This window comes from Saccharopolyspora antiqui (assembly GCF_052246905.1).
GTDB lineage: Bacteria > Actinomycetota > Actinomycetes > Mycobacteriales > Pseudonocardiaceae > Saccharopolyspora.
The window spans coordinates 1-17,330 of record NZ_JBQQBO010000037.1 but is presented as its reverse complement, the minus strand read 5'-3'; the positions used below and the strand labels follow the sequence as shown (position 1 = coordinate 17,330).

The 17,330-nt window shown below is 69.5% G+C and carries 15 protein-coding genes and 1 riboswitch; of the genes, 11 read left to right on the top strand and 4 right to left on the bottom strand.

The annotated features are described in order from the left end of the window. The first annotated feature begins 56 nt into the window (after positions 1–56). From ACTWQN_RS35340 to ACTWQN_RS35300, 9 genes are all read left to right on the top strand, one after another. Entirely contained in the window at positions 57–419 is a 363-nt protein-coding gene (locus ACTWQN_RS35340) for a transglycosylase family protein (protein ID WP_443208019.1), read from the top strand. A 588-nt stretch (positions 420–1,007) separates the two neighbouring features. Continuing rightward, positions 1,008–2,507, top strand: a complete 1,500-nt coding sequence (locus ACTWQN_RS35335; protein WP_443208018.1) for a resuscitation-promoting factor — start codon at positions 1,008–1,010, stop codon at positions 2,505–2,507. Between the two features lie 107 nt (positions 2,508–2,614). Continuing rightward, positions 2,615–3,484 carry a 16S rRNA (adenine(1518)-N(6)/adenine(1519)-N(6))-dimethyltransferase RsmA gene (gene rsmA, locus ACTWQN_RS35330; protein ID WP_443208017.1) on the top strand — a complete coding sequence of 290 codons (870 nt, stop codon included), beginning with the start codon at positions 2,615–2,617 and terminating at the stop codon, positions 3,482–3,484. A 175-nt stretch (positions 3,485–3,659) separates the two neighbouring features. Further along, a riboswitch (SAM riboswitch) is annotated at positions 3,660–3,749 on the top strand. 245 nt (positions 3,750–3,994) lie between these two features. Then, positions 3,995–5,014, top strand: coding sequence for a methionine ABC transporter ATP-binding protein (locus ACTWQN_RS35325; protein WP_443208016.1), 1,020 nt, complete (start codon positions 3,995–3,997; stop codon positions 5,012–5,014). Beyond that, positions 5,011–5,694, top strand: coding sequence for an ABC transporter permease subunit (locus tag ACTWQN_RS35320; protein ID WP_443208015.1), 684 nt, complete (start codon positions 5,011–5,013; stop codon positions 5,692–5,694). The genes ACTWQN_RS35325 and ACTWQN_RS35320 overlap by 4 nt, the downstream gene beginning before the upstream one ends. Before the next feature lie 95 nt (positions 5,695–5,789). After that, positions 5,790–6,599, top strand: coding sequence for a MetQ/NlpA family ABC transporter substrate-binding protein (locus tag ACTWQN_RS35315; protein WP_443208014.1), 810 nt, complete (start codon positions 5,790–5,792; stop codon positions 6,597–6,599). A gap of 138 nt (positions 6,600–6,737) precedes the next feature. Continuing rightward, entirely contained in the window at positions 6,738–7,694 is a 957-nt protein-coding gene (locus ACTWQN_RS35310; RefSeq protein ID WP_443208013.1) for a 4-(cytidine 5'-diphospho)-2-C-methyl-D-erythritol kinase, read from the top strand. Between the two features lie 110 nt (positions 7,695–7,804). Further along, positions 7,805–9,586, top strand: coding sequence for an ABC-F family ATP-binding cassette domain-containing protein (locus ACTWQN_RS35305; RefSeq protein WP_443208012.1), 1,782 nt, complete (start codon positions 7,805–7,807; stop codon positions 9,584–9,586). Positions 9,587–9,685: 99 nt separating this feature from the next. After that, entirely contained in the window at positions 9,686–11,350 is a 1,665-nt protein-coding gene (locus ACTWQN_RS35300) for a fatty acyl-AMP ligase (protein ID WP_443208011.1), read from the top strand. A gap of 45 nt (positions 11,351–11,395) precedes the next feature. On the opposite strand, the gene pth is transcribed toward ACTWQN_RS35300, so the two are convergent. Then, positions 11,396–11,971, bottom strand: coding sequence for an aminoacyl-tRNA hydrolase (gene pth / locus ACTWQN_RS35295; RefSeq protein WP_443208010.1), 576 nt, complete (start codon positions 11,969–11,971; stop codon positions 11,396–11,398). A 92-nt stretch (positions 11,972–12,063) separates the two neighbouring features. Next, complete coding sequence (locus ACTWQN_RS35290) at positions 12,064–12,672, bottom strand: 50S ribosomal protein L25/general stress protein Ctc (RefSeq protein WP_443208009.1); 609 nt, start codon at positions 12,670–12,672, stop codon at positions 12,064–12,066. Positions 12,673–13,094: 422 nt separating this feature from the next. On the opposite strand from ACTWQN_RS35290, the gene ACTWQN_RS35285 reads away from it, so the two are divergent. After that, positions 13,095–13,730: an NAD(P)-dependent oxidoreductase gene (locus ACTWQN_RS35285; RefSeq protein ID WP_443208008.1), complete on the top strand. Its 636-nt coding sequence runs from the start codon at positions 13,095–13,097 to the stop codon at positions 13,728–13,730. Positions 13,731–13,897: 167 nt separating this feature from the next. Next, positions 13,898–14,509, top strand: a complete 612-nt coding sequence (locus ACTWQN_RS35280; RefSeq protein WP_443208007.1) for a malonic semialdehyde reductase — start codon at positions 13,898–13,900, stop codon at positions 14,507–14,509. 73 nt (positions 14,510–14,582) lie between these two features. Here the strand turns inward: ACTWQN_RS35280 and ACTWQN_RS35275 are convergent, their stop codons facing one another. Both ACTWQN_RS35275 and glmU read right to left on the bottom strand, forming a co-directional pair. Beyond that, positions 14,583–15,563 carry a ribose-phosphate diphosphokinase gene (locus tag ACTWQN_RS35275; protein ID WP_504230374.1) on the bottom strand — a complete coding sequence of 327 codons (981 nt, stop codon included), beginning with the start codon at positions 15,561–15,563 and terminating at the stop codon, positions 14,583–14,585. 28 nt (positions 15,564–15,591) lie between these two features. Beyond that, positions 15,592–17,106, bottom strand: a complete 1,515-nt coding sequence (gene glmU, locus ACTWQN_RS35270) for a bifunctional UDP-N-acetylglucosamine diphosphorylase/glucosamine-1-phosphate N-acetyltransferase GlmU (protein WP_443208006.1) — start codon at positions 17,104–17,106, stop codon at positions 15,592–15,594. Between the last annotated feature and the right edge of the window lie 224 nt (positions 17,107–17,330).

Here is a 17,330-nt window from a genome sequence, read left to right as displayed (position 1 = left end):
ACTCCGCCCGCTGGACGGAGGTCCGCCTGCCCGGAGGTACGGCAGTCAGGATTGCCATGAAGTTCGGTTGTTTCGCGAAAGCGACTGTGGTGGTGGCCATCGCGCTCTGCGGTGGTGCACCGCTGGCGGCGGCGTCGCCGAACGCCGGAGAACCGCCGACCGCCCGCATCAGCGTCTGGGACCGGCTCGCGAAGTGCGAGTCCGGTGGCAACTGGGCGGCCAACACCGGCAACGGCTACTACGGCGGCCTGCAGTTCAAGCGCGGCACCTGGGCCGCCTACGGCGGCGAGCGGTTCGGCCGGTATCCGCACCGGGCGACGCGCGAGCAGCAGATCATCATCGCCGAGGCGTTGCGGGCCGACCAGGGCGGTTTCGGCGCGTGGCCGGCGTGCGCGCGGAAGCTGGGCTTGCCGCTATGAGGTGAGCAACTCGTTCCGGGGGCATGGATCCCACGGGCGAGGGGAGGGCGAGTCCGGTCCGAGCGCGCAGCGTGCTCGGGCCGGACTCGCGTCGTTTCCCGGTTCCGGGCGATATCGATCATGGCAGCGGACAGTGTTGGCGGACGTGTGATATGTCACGAATACGGTCGGCCGCCCTGTTAACGGCCCGTTGTAGGTACCCCCGAATGGACCAAATGCGGCGATCTTGCTTACTGGTTGTGGTCAACTGCCTGGCAAATCGGCGTAACCGAGATCACAAGCTTGATCCGGGTGCTTGGCTGCATCCCTTGATCACGCTAGAGTCTCGGCCTCGTAACCGATGACAACCAGTCATGGGGAACGCCCGTAAGTCTCGCCGGTGTACGTCGGGGAAGCCGGCCACGAGCAAAGGCGCTCGCGGTCAGCTAGGACTGCGCTTGGCTACGGGAGTCGGATACAGACACGAAGCACGAAGGTTGTGTGCCCGCAAGGGACGAGGGAGTTGCGCGACGACGTGAGTCTCGCCCAACACCACCGCCGTTCCACAACGCGCGAGCACGACTTCCGCCTTCGGGAGGTAACGACCCTGTGAACGGACGTGGCGAGCCCAGCTACCCCGGTGATGCCTACCGGCAGACCGATGGCTACTGGGCCGATTCCTTCGACGCGGCAACGGACTGGTTCACCCCGGTGCAAGCGACTGAGCAGCACACCGCGGTCGGGCTCTTGGAGCGCCCGGAACCGGACTGGTACCCGGCCGAAGACCACCCCAGCTTTCCGCCCGGCGCGCTGGAGATCACCCCGGCGGACATCTACGAGGTCCTCGGCCCGGACGCCGAGGACATGCTGGCTACCGCCGAGATCGACGTCGACGAGGTCATCCGGCTCATCAACGCCGAGACCACGGTGTTGCCGCCGCTGGTCATCCCGGACGTGCTGCCGGAGGCCGACGAGAACGACGTCCCGCCGCCCGAGGTCATCGAGGCGATCACCTCCTGGAAGCGGCGGTTCCTCAAGGGCGCGGTGGCCGGCGTGCTGCTCACCCTCACCGGCACCGGCGGCGCGGCCGCCGCGATGGACAAGTCGGTGACCGTCGAGGTCGACGGCCACGAGCGCACCGTCAGCACCTACGAGGGGACCGTCGGCGAGGTGCTCGCCGACGAAGGCATCACCGTCGGCCCGCACGACGCGCTCAGCCCGACGCCGCAAGCCAAGGTCGGCCACGGCGACACAATCACCCTCGACCGCGGTCGACTGCTGAAGCTCAACGTCGACGGCGAACAGCGCGAGGAGTGGGTCCGCTCGGTCACCGTCGACCAGGCGCTGCGCCAGCTCGGCGTGCCGGCGGACGGGGCCTGGCTGTCCGCAGACCGCACCATGGCCGTGCCCGAGCAGGGCATGGAGCTGACCGTCAAGACGAGCAAGAACATCACCATCGTCGACGGGGTGAACGCGCCGCGGCAGCTGACGACCACCGCCGTGAACATCGACGAGCTGGTCAAGGAGCAGAACCTCCAGCTCGGCCCGGAGGACAAGGTCACCCCGGGCGGCGATGAGCGGCTGGTCAGCGGCGCCGAGGTGCGCATCGACCGCAACGGCACCACGGTGATCAACGTGACCATGCCGGTCGAGCCGCCGGTGCAGGAGATCGTCGACGACACGATGTTCAAGGGCGAGGAGCGGGTGGAGTTCCCCGGCGTGCCCGGCGAGAAGATCGTGGTCACCCGGGTCACCACTCGCAACGGCGAGGAGGCCGGTCGGGAGGCCATCGGCGAGAAGGTCACCAAGGAGCCGCAGGCCAAGATCGTGCGGGTCGGTGGCAAGGAGCCGCCGAACAGCGCGGTCTGGGACCGGCTCGCGAAGTGCGAGGCCGGCGGAAACTGGGCGATCAACACCGGCAACGGCTACTACGGCGGCCTCCAGTTCGACAAGTCGACCTGGAACGCCTACGGCGGCGACGAGTACGCGCCGTACCCGCACCAGGCCAGCCGCGAGCAGCAGATCTCGGTCGCCGAGAAGGTCCGCGCGGGACGCGGCGGCAGCTACGGCGCCTGGCCCGGCTGCTCCGCCAAACTCGGCCTCGACTGACCGTTTGGTTGGGTGAAGGGCACCTTTTGCCAAGTAAGTTGGTGGAAGGTGCCCTTCACGCTTCACCTGGTCGGGGTGTTGGGGCGGGGCGCGGGTAGGTTTTCGGTGTGGACGACCAGCAGGGGGCACTGCTCGGCCCGGCCGAGGTGCGTCGGCTGGCCGAGGAACTCGACATCCGGCCGACGAAGAAGCTCGGCCAGAACTTCGTGCACGATCCGAACACGGTGCGCCGCATCGTGGCGTCGGCCTCGGTCGGCTTGGACGACGTCGTCCTGGAGGTCGGCCCCGGGCTGGGCTCCCTGACGCTCGCCCTGCTGCCTGCCGCCGGAGCGGTGATCGCCGTCGAGATCGACCCGGTGCTCGCGGCGCGGCTGCCGCGCACCGCCGCCGAGTTCGCTCCGGCGCTGGCCGACCGGCTCACCGTGCTGGAAGCGGACGCCCTGCGGGTCCGCGCGGCGGAGTTCGCGAAGCCACCGACAGCGCTGGTCGCGAACCTGCCGTACAACGTGGCGGTGCCGGTCGTGCTGCACCTGCTGGCCGAGCTGCCGAGCCTGGTGCACGGCCTGGTCATGGTGCAGTCCGAGGTCGCCGATCGGATGGCCGCGAAGCCGGGCAGCCGGGTTTACGGCGTGCCGAGCGCCAAGGCGGCGTGGTTCGCCGATGTGCGGCGCGCCGGTCCGGTGCCGCGCAAGGTGTTCTGGCCAGTGCCCAATGTGGACTCCGGATTGGTTTCGTTCCGGCGCATCGCGCCGCCGTCGACGGTGTCGCGGCAGGAGGTCTTCCGGGTGGTGGATGCCGCGTTCGCCCAGCGGCGCAAGACGTTGCGCGCCGCGCTATCGGGCTGGGCCGGGTCCGCGAGCCGGGCGGAGGCCGTGCTACGTGCTGCGGGCGTCGATCCGGCGGCGCGCGGCGAGCAGTTGTCGATCGGCGATTTCGCGCGCATCGCCGAGGCCGCGGCTGCCGAGAGCGCTCGCTGAACCACCCATCCGGACGCTTGCCAACCGAAGCACTTCCATTACACGGAGTCACTGGTAACACCTGGTATGGCGGGAAAATTCCCGCTCGTCCAGGTGTGTGATTTGGCAAACGATTTCGGAAAGTGACGGCTATCAACTTGCGCTGGAATCCGCCAGTGGGTTCTACTATTCGGGAAATCCATCCCGAGCGGCCGAGAGACCTGGCTCAGCGAAGCCGCAGCAACCACCCGATCAGGGCAGGTGCTAACGCCAGGACCGATGGAGTTGTTGTGGAGTCCAACGCGCTGTTAGCCAGCCCGCCTGCCGGTCAAACCCGAGGTCAGCTGGCCCGATCGAGGCAAAGCCACATCCGGAGGCTGCTGACGCAGCGACGCGTCATCGACCACGGGCGTCGGACGACCACCGCCTGTCGTCGCGAGATGTGACCCAGCCCTTCCTCCCTGTCCGAAGTTCCTTGGCCTGTCGCCGCTTCCGCGTGCGCGGCCGTCGCGAGCTGATGTGGAGCCGATCGTGATCACAGTCGAGAACCTGACCAAGTCCTTCCAGCACAACAACGGAACCGTCCGCGCCCTCGACGGCGTGTCGATGGAGGTCGCGGCCGGTGCGGTGTGCGGTGTGGTCGGCCCGAGCGGCGCCGGCAAGTCCACCCTGGCGCGTTGCATCGCGCTGCTGGAGAAGCCGGACGCCGGAGCCATCCGCGTCGATGGCACCGACCTGGTTTCCCTTGATGGCAAGGCGCTTCGCGCCGCGCGCCGGCAGATCGGCGTGGTGCCGCAGGGTGATTCGCTGCTGCGGCAGCGCACCGCCGCAGGAAACATCGCGTTGCCGCTGGAAGCGGCCGGGTTGACCGGCCCGCAGCGGCGCAGCCGGGTGGGCGAGCTGCTGGACCTCGTGGGCCTGACCGACAAGGCCTCGGTCTACCCCGACCAGCTCTCCGGCGGGCAGCGCCAGCGGGTCGCGGTGGCCCGTGCGCTGGCCGCCAAGCCGTCGGTGCTGCTGGCCGACGAACCGACCTCGGCGCTCGACCCGGGCACCACCGACTCGGTGCTCACGGTGCTGGACCGCGCCCGCGCCGAACTGGGTGTCACCGTGCTGGTGGTCACTCACGACATGGCGGTGGTCCGCAGGATCGCCGACGACGTCGCGGTGCTGGAGGGCGGCCGGGTGGTGGAGCACGGCAAGGTCATCGACCTGGTGGCCGCGCCGGGCAGCCGAGTGGGTTCGGCGCTGCTGCCCGACACCGACCAGGCGGAGCCGCTCAAGCCGACCGGTGGTCGGCACGACGTCGTCGCCGAGGTCGTGCTCGTCGGGTTCGCCGCGGTTGGCGCGCTGCTGCCGGAAGCCGCCAGCCGCTTCGGTGTCGAGCTGGCGATCCTGGGTGGCGGGCTCACCCGCCTCGGGGACACGCCGGTGGCGAAGTTCAAGATCGGCCTGACCGGTGAGCGCGCCGAGGCGGCTCTGAAGTGGATGATCGAGCGGGATGCGCACGTGCGACGCGCTCCGGTGTGCGTTGACGGAGTTGCTGCGTGACCGATGTGACCCCCTGGTCGGAGGTCTTCGAACTACTCGCCGAAGCGACGGTCGAAACGCTCTACATGGTGCTGGTCTCCACCCTGCTGGCGGTGCTCGGGGGTTTGCCGCTCGGGGTGTTGCTGCACCTCGCCTCGCCGGTCGGCCTGAACCCGAGACCCGTGCTGTACCGGGTGCTCGGGGTCGTCGTCGACGTGGTGCGTTCGGTGCCGTTCGTGGTGCTGCTGGTGGTGCTGGCCTCGTTCACCCGGCTGTTGATCGGCACCTCGATCGGCAGCACCGCGGTGATCGTGCCGCTGACCATCGGCGCCATCCCGTTCTTCGCCCGGTTGACGCAGAACGCGTTGCGCGAGGTCGGCTTCACCGTTGTGGAGGCGGCGATCACCACCGGATCTTCTCGGCTGCGGATCGTGTGGACGGTGCTGCTCGGCGAGGCCCGAGCCGCGCTGGTCGGTGCGGTCGGCGTCACCGCGGTGGCGCTGATCGGTTACGCCGCGATGGCCGGTGCGATCGGCGGCGGGGGACTGGGCACCACCGCGATCCAGGACGGCTACCAGGGCTACGACGACCGGATCCTGTACGGATCGGTGGTCGTGCTCGGGGTGCTGGCCTTCGCCATGCAGCTGATCACCGATCGCACCGCGAAACTCGTCGACCGGCGCCGCACCACTGCTGCTTAGCCATTCGCCCCCCAACCATTCATGCGTGCGAAACCGCCGTAGCCCGCTTTCGCACGCACAACCCTCTCCTGCTCTGTCCAGAAAGGACACAACTGATGCGTTTGCGCTTCGCTGCCCTGGTGGCCGCCGCCGGACTGGTGTTGGCCGCGTGCGGAGGCGGCGGCTCGGCCGCCGAGGACCCGAATGCGCCGCTGCGGGTCGGGGTCAGCCCGACCCCGCACGGCGAGATCCTGCAGTACATCAAGGACAACCTGGCTCCGCAGGCCGGGATCGACATCGAGATCGAGAAGTTCGACGACTACAACCGGCCGAACGAAGCCCTCACGCACGGCGAGCTCGACGCGAACTACTTCCAGCACCAGCCCTACCTGGACGAGTACCGCAAGCAGCGCGGCGGTGACTTCGCCTGGGTCGAGGCCGTGCACCTGGAGCCGCTCGCGGCGTACTCCAAGCAGTACAAGTCGTTGCAGGAGATCCCGAGCGGCGCGACGGTCACGCTGTCCAACGACCCGGCGAACCAGTTCCGCGGTCTGAAGCTGTTGGAGACCGGCGGGCTGCTCAAGCTCAAGCCGGACGCCGCGGTGGGCACCAGGATGGCCGACGCGATCGCCGAGAACCCCAAGAACATCCAGCTCACGGACCTCTCGCCGGACCAGCTGCCGCGGTCGGTGGAGGACGCGGCGGCTGCGGTGGTCAACGGCAACTACGCGATCAAGGCCAACCTGCAGAACCCGATCGCCGTGGAGAGCCCGGAGAACAACCCGTACGCCAACGGCCTGGTTACCACCCCGGCGCTGGCCAAGGATCCGCGGATCCTCAAGCTCGCCGAGCTGCTGCGCTCCCCGCAGGTCAAGGACTTCATCAACCAGAAGTGGGGCGGCGTCGCCGTCATCCCAGCGTTCTGAGCGGTTCTGTGGGAGTGAAGGGCACCTTTGACCGGCATAGTCGGTTAAAGGTGCCCTTCACCTCGTTCTGGCGAGCGTGTGCCGCAGGGAAGTCGGCGGTGGGCTTTCCCGGGCACGTACGCTCTAAGAGTGCTCTCCGTGGTTCCTACCCCCATTACCGTCCGCGTCCCGGCCAAGGTGAACCTGCACCTCTCGGTCGGCGATCCCCGTCCGGACGGCTACCACGAGCTGGTCACCGTGTTCCAGGCGCTGTCGATGACCGATGAGGTCACCGTGCTGGTCGCCGAGGAACCTGGCATCGACGTGCACGGCGACGGCGCGGATTCGGTGCCCACCGGCCCCAGCAACCTGGCGTGGAAGGCCGTTCGGCTGCTCGCCGAGCACAGCGGGCGGGACCCGGAGGAACCGGGTGTGCGGCTGTCGATCAACAAGGGCATCCCGGTCGCCGGGGGGATGGCCGGTGGCAGCGCCGACGCCGCCGCGGCCCTGCTGGCGCTGAACCACCTGTGGCGGCTGGAGTTGGGTCGCGACGAGCTCAGCGAGATCGCCGCGCGGTTGGGCAGCGATGTCCCGTTCTCGTTGCAGGGCGGTACCGCGTTGGGCACCGGCCGCGGCGAGCGGCTCGTGCCGGTGCTGGCCCGGCACACCTTCCACTGGGTGATCGCGCTGGATCGCCGGGGCTTGGACACCCCCGGCGTCTACACCGAACTGGACCGGTTGCGGGCGGAGTCGCGACCGAACCGGGTCGGTGAGGTCGAACCGCTGCTGGAGGCGCTGGCCTCCGGCGACCCGCGGCAGCTCGCGCTGCTGCTGGGCAACGACCTGCAGGCGGCCGCGGTGTCGCTGCGGCCGGGACTGCGCCGCACGCTGCGCGCGGGCGTGCAGGCGGGGGCGCTCGCGGGCATCGTGTCCGGTTCGGGCCCCACCTGCGCCTTCCTCTGCACCGACGCGGACGCCGCGGTGCGCGTCGCGGCCGAGCTTTCCGGTGCGGGGGTCTGCCGCACGGTCCGGGTCGCGCACGGTCCGGTGCCCGGCGCCCGGATCGTCTCCGAAGACCGCGCCGACCGCCCCACCCCACCCCAGGTGCACGCCTAGGGGCGCGATTTCCCGAGAACTGCGCGTTCACCGGGGTGAACGTCGATTCCTCGCGAAATTGCCCCCACACGTGGTCACGCAACGAAGTTGATGGAGTAGACGAACCCCCGATGGTGAACCTGGTCAATCTGGAATCGGTCAGCAAGAGCTACGGAGTGCGCCCGCTTTTGGACGCTGTTTCGCTCGGTGTCTCGGCGGGCGAGCGCATCGGGGTCGTCGGGCTCAACGGCGGGGGCAAGACGACGCTGCTCGAAGTGCTCGCCGGTATCGCCGAACCCGACAGCGGTCGGGTGAGCCACGCCCGCGACGTGCGGATGGCGGTCGTCACGCAACGCACCGAACTGCCCGCCGACTCCACGGTGCGCAACGCGGTGCTCGATCCGCACGGCTTCACCGCCGAGCACGAGTGGGCCGCCGACGCCCACGTGCGGTCGGTGCTCACCGGTCTCGGCATGACCAGGCTCGGCCTCGACACCCCGGTCGCCGATTTCTCCGGCGGGGAACGCCGTCGGGTCGCGTTGGCCGCGGCGCTGGTCCGCGATCTCGACCTGCTGGTGCTCGACGAGCCGACCAACCACCTCGACGTCGAGGGTGTGCACTGGCTGGCCGATCACCTGCTGGAGCGCAAGTGCGCGCTGGTGATCGTCACCCACGACCGCTGGTTCCTGGACACCGTCTGCAACCGCACCTGGGAAATCGTGCAGGGCAACGTGGAGCAGTACGAAGGCGGCTACGCGGACTGGATCTTCGCGCGCGCCGAGCGCGCCCGCATCGCGCAGCAGGTCGAGGAGAAGCGGCAGAACCTGGCGCGCAAGGAACTCGCCTGGTTGCAGCGCGGTGCGAAGGCCCGGACCTCGAAGCCCCGGTACCGGATGGAAGCCGCGGAAGCGCTGATCGCCGACGTGCCGCCGCCGCGCGACACGGTGGAGCTGGTCGCGTTCGCCAAGCGGCGGCTCGGCAAGACGGTCCTGGAGCTGGAGGACGTCGACCTGCGGATCGCCGACCGGGCGCTGTTGGCGGACGTCACCTGGCGGATCGGCCCCGGAGACCGGATCGGCTTGGTGGGCGTCAACGGCTCCGGCAAGACGACGCTGCTGAAGCTGCTCGCCGGTGAGCGCGAACCCGATGCGGGCCGGCGCATCGCGGGCAAGACGGTGCGGTTGGCGCACCTGACCCAGGAGCTGCACGACCTGCCCGGTCACTGGCGGGTGCTGGAGGCGATCGAGGACGTCGCCGAGCGGGTCACCCTCGGCAAGTACGAGTTGTCCGCGTCGCAGCTCGGCGAGCGCTTCGGGTTCGGCAAGGGACGGCAGTGGACGCCCGTCGAGGACCTCTCCGGTGGCGAACGCCGCCGCCTGCAGCTGGCGCGACTGCTGATGGCCGAGCCGAACGTGCTGGTCCTCGACGAGCCCACCAACGACCTCGACATCGACACCCTGCAGCAGCTCGAAGACCTGCTCGACAGCTGGCCGGGCACCCTGGTGGTGGTCTCCCACGACCGCTACCTGGTGGAGCGGGTGTGCGACAGCGTGCACGCGCTGTTCGGCGACGGTCTGCTCACGCACCTGCCGGGCGGTATCGACGAGTACCTGCGGCGGCGGCATTCGCTGCTTTCCGCTGTCGAAGCCAGCGTCGGCAAGCAGGCGACCGATGCGTCGCAGCCGCGCGGGCTCTCCGGCGCGGAGGAGCATGCGGCGCGCAAGGAGCTGGCGCGTTGCGAGCGGCAGTTGGACAAGCTCGCGCAGCGGGAGAAGGTGCTGCACGAGAAGCTCGCGGAGGCCGCGACGGTTCCGCAGCGGTTGGCGGAGCTGAACGCCGAACTGCGCGCGCTGCAGCAGGAGAAGGACGAGGTCGAAACCCGTTGGATGGAGCTGGCTGACCAGCTCGACTGATCGCCACGTCTGGGTCCACATCGGTCCGGAAGGCAAACCGACCCGGTCCAGGGCTTGTGGTGCTGTGCGGGAGATCTTGGAGCTCGTAAGCTGCGTCACATGAGTCGGTTCGTGGAGACACTCGTGGCGTCCGCGCGGGACAACGTCGGGGAGCACGCGCGCGGGCTCACCACGGGCGAGCCGGAGCGTGCGTGGTTCCGGACGTGGGCCGAGGTGCACGCCGACGCGCTGCGGATGGCCGGTGCGCTTGGCGCGGATCTCGGGCCCGGTCGCGCCGTCGCGATCCTGGCCGCCGATCCCGGCCTGATCGCCCCGGCCGTGCAGGCCGTGTGGCTCGGCGGCGGCAGCGTGACCATGCTGCACCAGCCGACCCCGCGCACCGATCTCGCGCACTGGGCCGAAGACACCCTTCGGGTGCTCAAGATGATCGACGCGCGGTTGGTGCTCCTGGGGCCTCCGTTCGAGCAGCTGGCCGGAGTGCTGGCGGACAACTCGATCCCGTACCGCAACCTCGCGGGACTCGGCGGCGACGACGTCGAACCGCTCGCCGCGCCGGTCGAGGTCGCTGAGGACGCGACCGCGCTGCTCCAACTGACCAGTGGTTCCACCGCCGAACCCAAAGCCGTGCGGATCACGCACGGCAACCTCCACGCGAATCTGCGCGCGATGGTCACCGCTGCCGGGCTCGATCCGGAGCGCGATGTCGCGGTGTCCTGGCTGCCGCTGTTCCACGACATGGGGATGGTCGGTTGCCTGACGGTGCCGATGGCCATCGGGATGTCGACAGTGAAGGTCACCCCGGCGGATTTCCTGGCCCGGCCGCTGCTCTGGCCCGAGCTGATCAGTCGGCACCGGGCGACCGTGACCGCCGCGCCGAACTTCGCCTACGCCATCGTCGCCCGCCGGATGGCCCGCGCCGACGACGGCGACTTCGACCTGTCGAGCCTGCGATTCACGCTCAACGGCGCCGAACCGATCGATCCGGCGGCGGCGCAGGCGTTCATCGATGCCGGTGCCCGGTTCGGGCTCCGCTCGGACTGCATGGTCTGCGCCTTCGGGATGGCCGAGGCCACGCTCGCGGTGTCGTTCGCGCCGTTGGGCCGTGGCTTGGAGGTCGACGTCGTGGACGCGGACGCGTTGGAGCAGCGGCGGTGGGCCGAACCGGTGTCCCCGGATGCCGAGCGGGCGCGGCGGTTCGCGCTGCTGGGCGACCCGTTGCCGGGGTTGGAGGTCGATGTCGTCGACGACGCGGGCCGTCAGCTCGGTGAGCGGCAGGTCGGGCGGCTGCGGATCCGGGGCACGGCGGTGACCCCGGGTTACCTCACCGTGGACGGGCCGTTGGCCGCGCAGGACGACGCCGGGTGGCTGGACACCGGGGACGAGGGCTACCTGACCAACGGGCAGGTGGTGATCTGCGGCCGACGCAAGGACGTGATCATCATGGGTGGCCGCAACATCTACCCGGTGGACATCGAGCGGGCCGCCTGCCAGGTCGAGGGGGTGCGGGCGGGCAACGCGGCCGCGGTCCGGCAGGACGCCGGGAGCCGCCGCGAGCGGTTCGCCGTGGTGTTGGAGTCGCGCTTGGCGGGCGACGAGGCCGCGGAGAAGGTGCTGCGCAAGGAAGTCGCGGCGCGCATCGTCGACGCGGTGGGCGTCCGCCCGTCCGCGGTTGTCGTGCTGCGGCCCGGAAGCCTGCCCAAGACGCCGTCCGGAAAGCTCAAACGAGCCGCCACCGCGGCCTTCGTCCCCACCTCGAACTCATGAGTGGAAATTCCGGTTCGCACCGCGATGACCGCTCACGAGCGGTGGTCAGTGGAAGCGGTTCTGGGCGGCTTCGAGGCCGTCGGTCACCAGGGCTTCGGTGGCGTCCGCGCACACGTCGATGAAGTAGGCGAGCTCTTTGCGCTCGGTACCGGAGAAGTCCTTCAGCACGTAGTCGGCCGGGTCCATCCGGCCCGGCGGGCGACCGATGCCGAAGCGAACCCGCAGGTAGTCGCGGGTGCCGATGGACTTGCTGATCGACCGCAGCCCGTTGTGGCCGTTCTCGCCGCCACCGCGCTTGAGCCGGATGGTGCCGAACGGCAGATCCAGCTCGTCGTGGATCACGATCAGGGATTCCGGTGGCGTCTTGTAGAACTTCACCGCGCCGGCCACCGGACCACCGGAGAGGTTCATGAACGAACGCGGCTTCACCAGCACGGCGCGCGCCCCGGCCAGCCGTCCTTCGACGACCTCGGCGCCGGAGGAGTGCGCCTTGAACTTCCCACCGACCCGGTCGGCGAGCTCGTCGGCGACCAGGAAACCGATGTTGTGCCGATTTCCGACGTAACGCGGGCCGGGGTTGCCGAGTCCGACGATCAACGCGACCGCGTCCGATGTGCTCACGAGAAGAAGTCTCCGCTCTACGAGGCACGCAACGCGCTGCCCCGCTGAAGCGGACCAGCGGGACAGCGCGCGATGCGCCCGACGTCGAGGTCTCAGGCCTCCTCGGCGGCCCCACCCTCGGCTGCCTCGGCGGGGGCGGCCTCTTCGGCCATCGCGGCGGCGGCCTCGGTGATGTTGACGACCAGCGTCTCCGGGTCGGACTGCAGCGTCACGCCGGTGGGCAGCGGGATCTCGGAGGCGTGGATCTGGGTGCCGATCTCGGCGCCCGCGATGGACAGCTCCAGCTGCTCCGGGATGTGCAGCACGTCGGCCTCGACCTCGACCTCGGTGAGCGACTGGCTGACCAGGCCGCCGGGCCCGGCCTCACCGGCGAGCACCACCGGCACCGCGACGGTGACCTTCTCGCCGCGCTTGATCAGCAGCAGGTCGACGTGCTCGATGTAGTTCTTGATCGGGTGCGTGGTAATGGTCTTGGTCAGCGCGAGCTCGCTGTCCCCATCGGAGACGTCGAGCGTCAGCACCGCGTTGTGCCCGTTCTCGCGGATGGCGCGGGCGAATTCCACGGAGGGCAGGGACAGGTGCTTGGGGTCGGAGCCATGGCCGTAGAGCACCGCGGGGATCTTGCCTGCGCGGCGGGTGCGGCGAGCCGCGCCTTTGCCGAACTCGGTGCGCGGTTCGACGGCGATACGTACCTCGGACACGGTGGTGCACTCCTCATGACGTCGGGCGAAACGTGGCTGGTCGCTGGCCTGCGGCAGTGGGGCGCGCAACTGGCGTGAATTCGACGCGGTGCCGAACGGGCACCCGGGGCGTGAGCGACATCAGTGCGCCGACCAACTGGTCGGCGGCCACCGTGCCACCGCGCCGATCACGCCGGGCGAACGTCCCGACCTCGCCGAGGCAACCCGAATAGTCTAAACGGTGCTTGCATAGTCGTTTTCGCACGGGTGACCCGAGCGCCGCGCCGACCTCGTCGCAGTCGCGCCCCCAGGGCGCTGCGGGCACCATTTCGATGCCGTGAGCGTCGGCGCAGGTCGATGGTTGCTCGAAGGCAGCACAGCGAGCTTTGAAGTCACTGGTAGCTGAGGATTATCGTCGGTTGGCAGTTCGTCAGGAGGATGCGATGCGACTTGTTCTGTTCGGCGCGACCGGCTTCGCGGGCGGCAAGATCATGCGCGAGGCGCAGCAGCGCGGCCACGAGGTGGTCGGCGTGGCTCGCAACGTCGAGTCGTTGCCCGAGCCCAAGGCGGCGGGCTCGCTGCACGACGAGTCGTTCGTGCTCGACGTGACCGAGGGGGCCGACGCGCTGATCGTCTCGGTGCCGGGGCGCCCGATGGAGGACGGCCGGAAGTTGCTCGACGCGTTGCCCACGCTGTTCGCCGCGGCGCGGCGGCACGGCCTGCGGATCGGTGTCGTGGGCGGCGCGGCCAGCCTGCGGGTCGCCGAGGACGGTCCGCGGCTGCTCGACACCCCGGAGTTCCCGGCGGCGTTCAAGACCGAAGCCAGCTCGCACGCCGAGGTGCTGGGCGCGTTCCGGGCGGCGCCGCCCGAGGTGGACTGGTTCTACGTCAGCCCCTCGGCGAACTTCGGCGCCTACGCGCCGGGTGAGCGGACCGGCTCGTTCCGCCTCGGTGACGAGGTGCTGCTCACCGATGCCGACGGCAACTCGGCGATCAGCGGCGACGACTACGCGATCGCGTTCGTCGACGAACTCGAAAAGCCCGCGCACCGCCGCAAGCGCTTCACCGTCGGCTACTGAACAGGTCTCCTGGCGACGAACCTTCGAGTGATGCCGGTTACAGGCGATCCGCGTCGGAATGCTTGAAGGATCAAAGATGTTGGCATTGGCGAGGCCGCCCCGCCCCGCGTGGCGCGGGGGCAACCTCCGGCTTGCGCCCCGAACCCGACCACTTCAGGAGTGAATTCATGACCGCGATCGACCAGACCGAGCAGCTGGTGCTCGGCGCGGACGCCCAGAACCTGCTGTTCCGCGAGGCCCGCACCGCCAACACCTTCAGCGACGAGCCGGTCACAGACGAGCAGGTCGAAGCCATCTACAACCTGGTCAAGTGGGGCCCGACCTCGATGAACCAGCAGCCGCTGCGGATCGTGCTGGTGCGTTCCGAACAGGGGCGGCAGCGCCTGCTGCCGCACCTGGTGGAGGGCAACCGGGCCAAGACCGAGAAGGCACCGCTGGTGGCGATCCTGGCCACCGACACCGACTTCCACGAGAACCTCCCGAGGCTCTTCCCGCACGCGCCGAACGCCAAGGACATCTTCGCCGACGACGACTTCCGCGAGCAGAACGCGAACCTCAACGGGAGCCTGCAGGTCGCGTACTTCATCCTCGGCATTCGCGCCGCCGGTCTGGCTGCGGGCCCGATGGCGGGCCTCGACCCGGCGGGGATCAACAAGGAGTTCTTCCCCGACGGCAAGCAGCAGGTGCTGGTGGTCGTCAACATCGGCAAGCCGGGCGAGAACCCCTGGTTCGACCGCCTGCCCCGCCTCGACTACGACGAGGTCGTCACCACCGTGTGATCGTCAACGAGTGAAGGGCACCTTTGACCGCCTTACCCGGTAAAGGGGCCCCTTCACTCTTGCTGCTATCGGGTTAGGCGCGGCCGTCGAAGAGGCTGGTGACCGAGCCGTCCTCGAAGACCTGGTGGATGGCCTCCGCGACCAGCGGGGCGATCGAGAGCACCGTGAGGTTCGGGAAGCGCCGCTCGTCGGCGATCGGCAGCGTGTTGGTCAGCACGACCTCCTTGGCACCGCACGACGACAGCCGCTCCACCGCCGGGCCGGACAGCACGGCGTGGGTGGCGGCGATGATGACGTCCTTCGCCCCGGCCGCCAACAGCTGCTCGGTGGCCTTGGTGATGGTTCCACCGGTGTCGATCATGTCGTCGACCAGCACGCACAGCCGACCTTCGACGTCACCGACGACCCGGTTGGCCACCACCTGGTTGGGCTTGCTGGGGTCGCGGGTCTTGTGGATGAACGCCAGCGGGGTGCCGCCGAGTTCGTCGGCCCACTTCTCCGCCACCCGCACCCGGCCGGAGTCGGGGGAGACCACGGTGATCTGCTCACCGGTGTAGGTGTCGCGGATGTAGCTGGCCAGCAGCTTCTGGGCCATCAGGTGGTCCACCGGGCCGTCGAAGAAGCCCTGGATCTGGTCGGTGTGCAAGTCCACCGCCATGATCCGGTCCGCCCCGGCGGTCTTGAACAGGTCGGCCATCAGCCGCGCCGAGATCGGCTCCCGACCCTTGTGCTTCTTGTCCTGGCGGGCGTAGCCGTAGAACGGCATGACCACGGTGATGCGCTTCGCGCTGGCGCGCTTGAGCGCGTCCACCATGATCAGCTGCTCCATGATGGCGTCGTTGAGCGGGGTGCAGTGCGACTGGATGACGAAGGCGTCGCAACCGCGCACCGACTCGTCGTAGCGCACGAAGATCTCGCCGTTGGCGAACTTGTAGGCAGCCTGGGGCGTGACCGTTACGTCGAGCTGCTTGGCCACCTCCTCGGCAAGTTCCGGGTGGCTGCTACCGGAGAAGAGCTTCAGGCTCTTCTTCGGGGTCGCAGACATGGCACTCACGGTCATCGTCCCTCCCCGTCGACGTCCGTCACTGGGCGTCCTTCGTCGGATTGGTGGTTTGTTCATTCGCCAAAGCCTGTTGTGCGGCCTGGTCTGCGGCGGTGCCGGGACGGCGCCTGGCCACCCAGCCCTCGATGTTGCGCTGCCTGCCGCGGGCGACCGCCATCGCCCCCGGCGGGACATCCTGGGTGATCACCGAGCCGGCGGCGGTGTAGGCCCCGTCGCCGACCTCGACCGGGGCGACGAACATGTTGTCCGCACCGGTTCGGGTGTGTGATCCGATCACGGTGTGGTGCTTGGCCACCCCGTCGTAGTTGACGAAGATCGTGGCGGCGCCGATGTTGCTCTGCGCGCCGATCGTCGCGTCGCCCACGTAGGTCAGGTGCGGCACCTTGGTGCCCTCGCCGATCGAGGCGTTCTTGGTCTCGACGAAGGTGCCGATCTTGCCGCTGGCGGCCAGCCGGGTGCCGGGGCGCAGGAAGGCGAACGGCCCGACCTTGGCGTTCGGGCCCACTTCGGCGCCCTCGGCGTGGGTGCGCACCACCGAAGCACCGGCCTCGATCGCGCAACCGGTGAGCGTGGTGTCCGGACCGACCGTCGCGCCCTCGCCGACGGTGGTGCCGCCGCGCAGCTGCACGCCCGGCTCCAGCAGGACGTCGCGGTCCAGCACCACGTCGCAGTCCAGCCACACCGAGTTCGGGTCGGTGATCGTGACCCCGGCCCGCATCCAGTGCAGCAGCAGTCGGCGGTTGAGCTCGGCGCCCAGGCGTGCCAGCTGCACCCGGTCGTTGACGCCTTCGACCAGCCACGGATCGGCGCAGACCAGCGCGCCGACCGCGCGGCCGTCGGCGCGCGCGATGGACAGCACATCGGTCAGGTAAAGCTCGCCCTGGGAGTTGTTGGTGGACAGCTGCTTGAGCGCGTCGGCGAGGACTTCCGCGTCGAAGGCGTAGACCCCGGAGTTGATCTCGGTGATCTCGGCCTGCTCGGCGGTGGCGTCCTTCTGCTCGACGATGCCGAGCACCTGCCCGTCGGCGTCGCGCAGCATCCGGCCGTACCCGGTCGGGTCGTCGACCACCGCGGTCAGCACCGTGACGGCGTTGCCGCTACCGCGGTGCTCGTCGAGCAGGCCGCGCAGCGTGGCACTGTCCAGCAGCGGCACGTCGCCGTAGCTGACGAGCACGGTGCCGGTGAGATCGGCGGGCAGCTCGGAGAGCCCGCAGGCGACCGCGTGCCCGGTGCCGAGCTGTTCCTCCTGCACCGCAGCGCTGATCGGGCGGTCGACAGCGGTGGCCAGGGCGGTCAGGTGCTCGGCGACGGCGTCCCGGCCGTGGCCCAGCACGACCACCAGCGCATCCGGGTCGATCCCGGCCGCGGCGCGCACGGCGTGCTCGACCAGCGGGCGGCCCGCGAGGCGGTGCAGCACCTTCGGTGTGGCCGATCGCATCCTGGTGCCCTCACCCGCGGCGAGCACGATCGTGCTGACGGTTTCCGAAGGCGCATCGCTGCGGGAGGAGGGCTGGGCGGTGTCGCCCTGGAGCATCAGCGCTCTCCCTTGATCTCTAGAAGTGGCGCGGCGTCGTCGGTCCGGCTGGACCGTAACCGGAGGCCATCGGTGCCCGTTGCGTCCAAGCGGGTGAAGGGTAACCGGCCCGGTGCCCCCGCGGATCCGGCGCCCCTGCCCGCCTGTCCGGCGGGTGTGATGGTACCGCTGATTGGCCCTGTTCCGGGGCTGGCCGCCCGTGGGTGCGCGAACCGGGTGGGCAC

Excerpts from the sequence above, each read along its gene's own strand:
- ACTWQN_RS35340 (WP_443208019.1), top strand. The coding sequence starts at position 57 with ATGAAGTTCGGTTGTTTCGCGAAAGCGACTGTGGTGGTGGCCATCGCG.
- ACTWQN_RS35315 (WP_443208014.1), top strand. The coding sequence starts at position 5,790 with ATGCGTTTGCGCTTCGCTGCCCTGGTGGCCGCCGCCGGACTGGTGTTG.
- ACTWQN_RS35305 (WP_443208012.1), top strand. The coding sequence starts at position 7,805 with ATGGTGAACCTGGTCAATCTGGAATCGGTCAGCAAGAGCTACGGAGTG.
- ACTWQN_RS35300 (WP_443208011.1), top strand. The coding sequence starts at position 9,686 with ATGAGTCGGTTCGTGGAGACACTCGTGGCGTCCGCGCGGGACAACGTC.
- ACTWQN_RS35285 (WP_443208008.1), top strand. The coding sequence starts at position 13,095 with ATGCGACTTGTTCTGTTCGGCGCGACCGGCTTCGCGGGCGGCAAGATC.
- ACTWQN_RS35280 (WP_443208007.1), top strand. The coding sequence starts at position 13,898 with ATGACCGCGATCGACCAGACCGAGCAGCTGGTGCTCGGCGCGGACGCC.
- glmU (WP_443208006.1), bottom strand. The coding sequence starts at position 17,106 with ATGCTCCAGGGCGACACCGCCCAGCCCTCCTCCCGCAGCGATGCGCCT.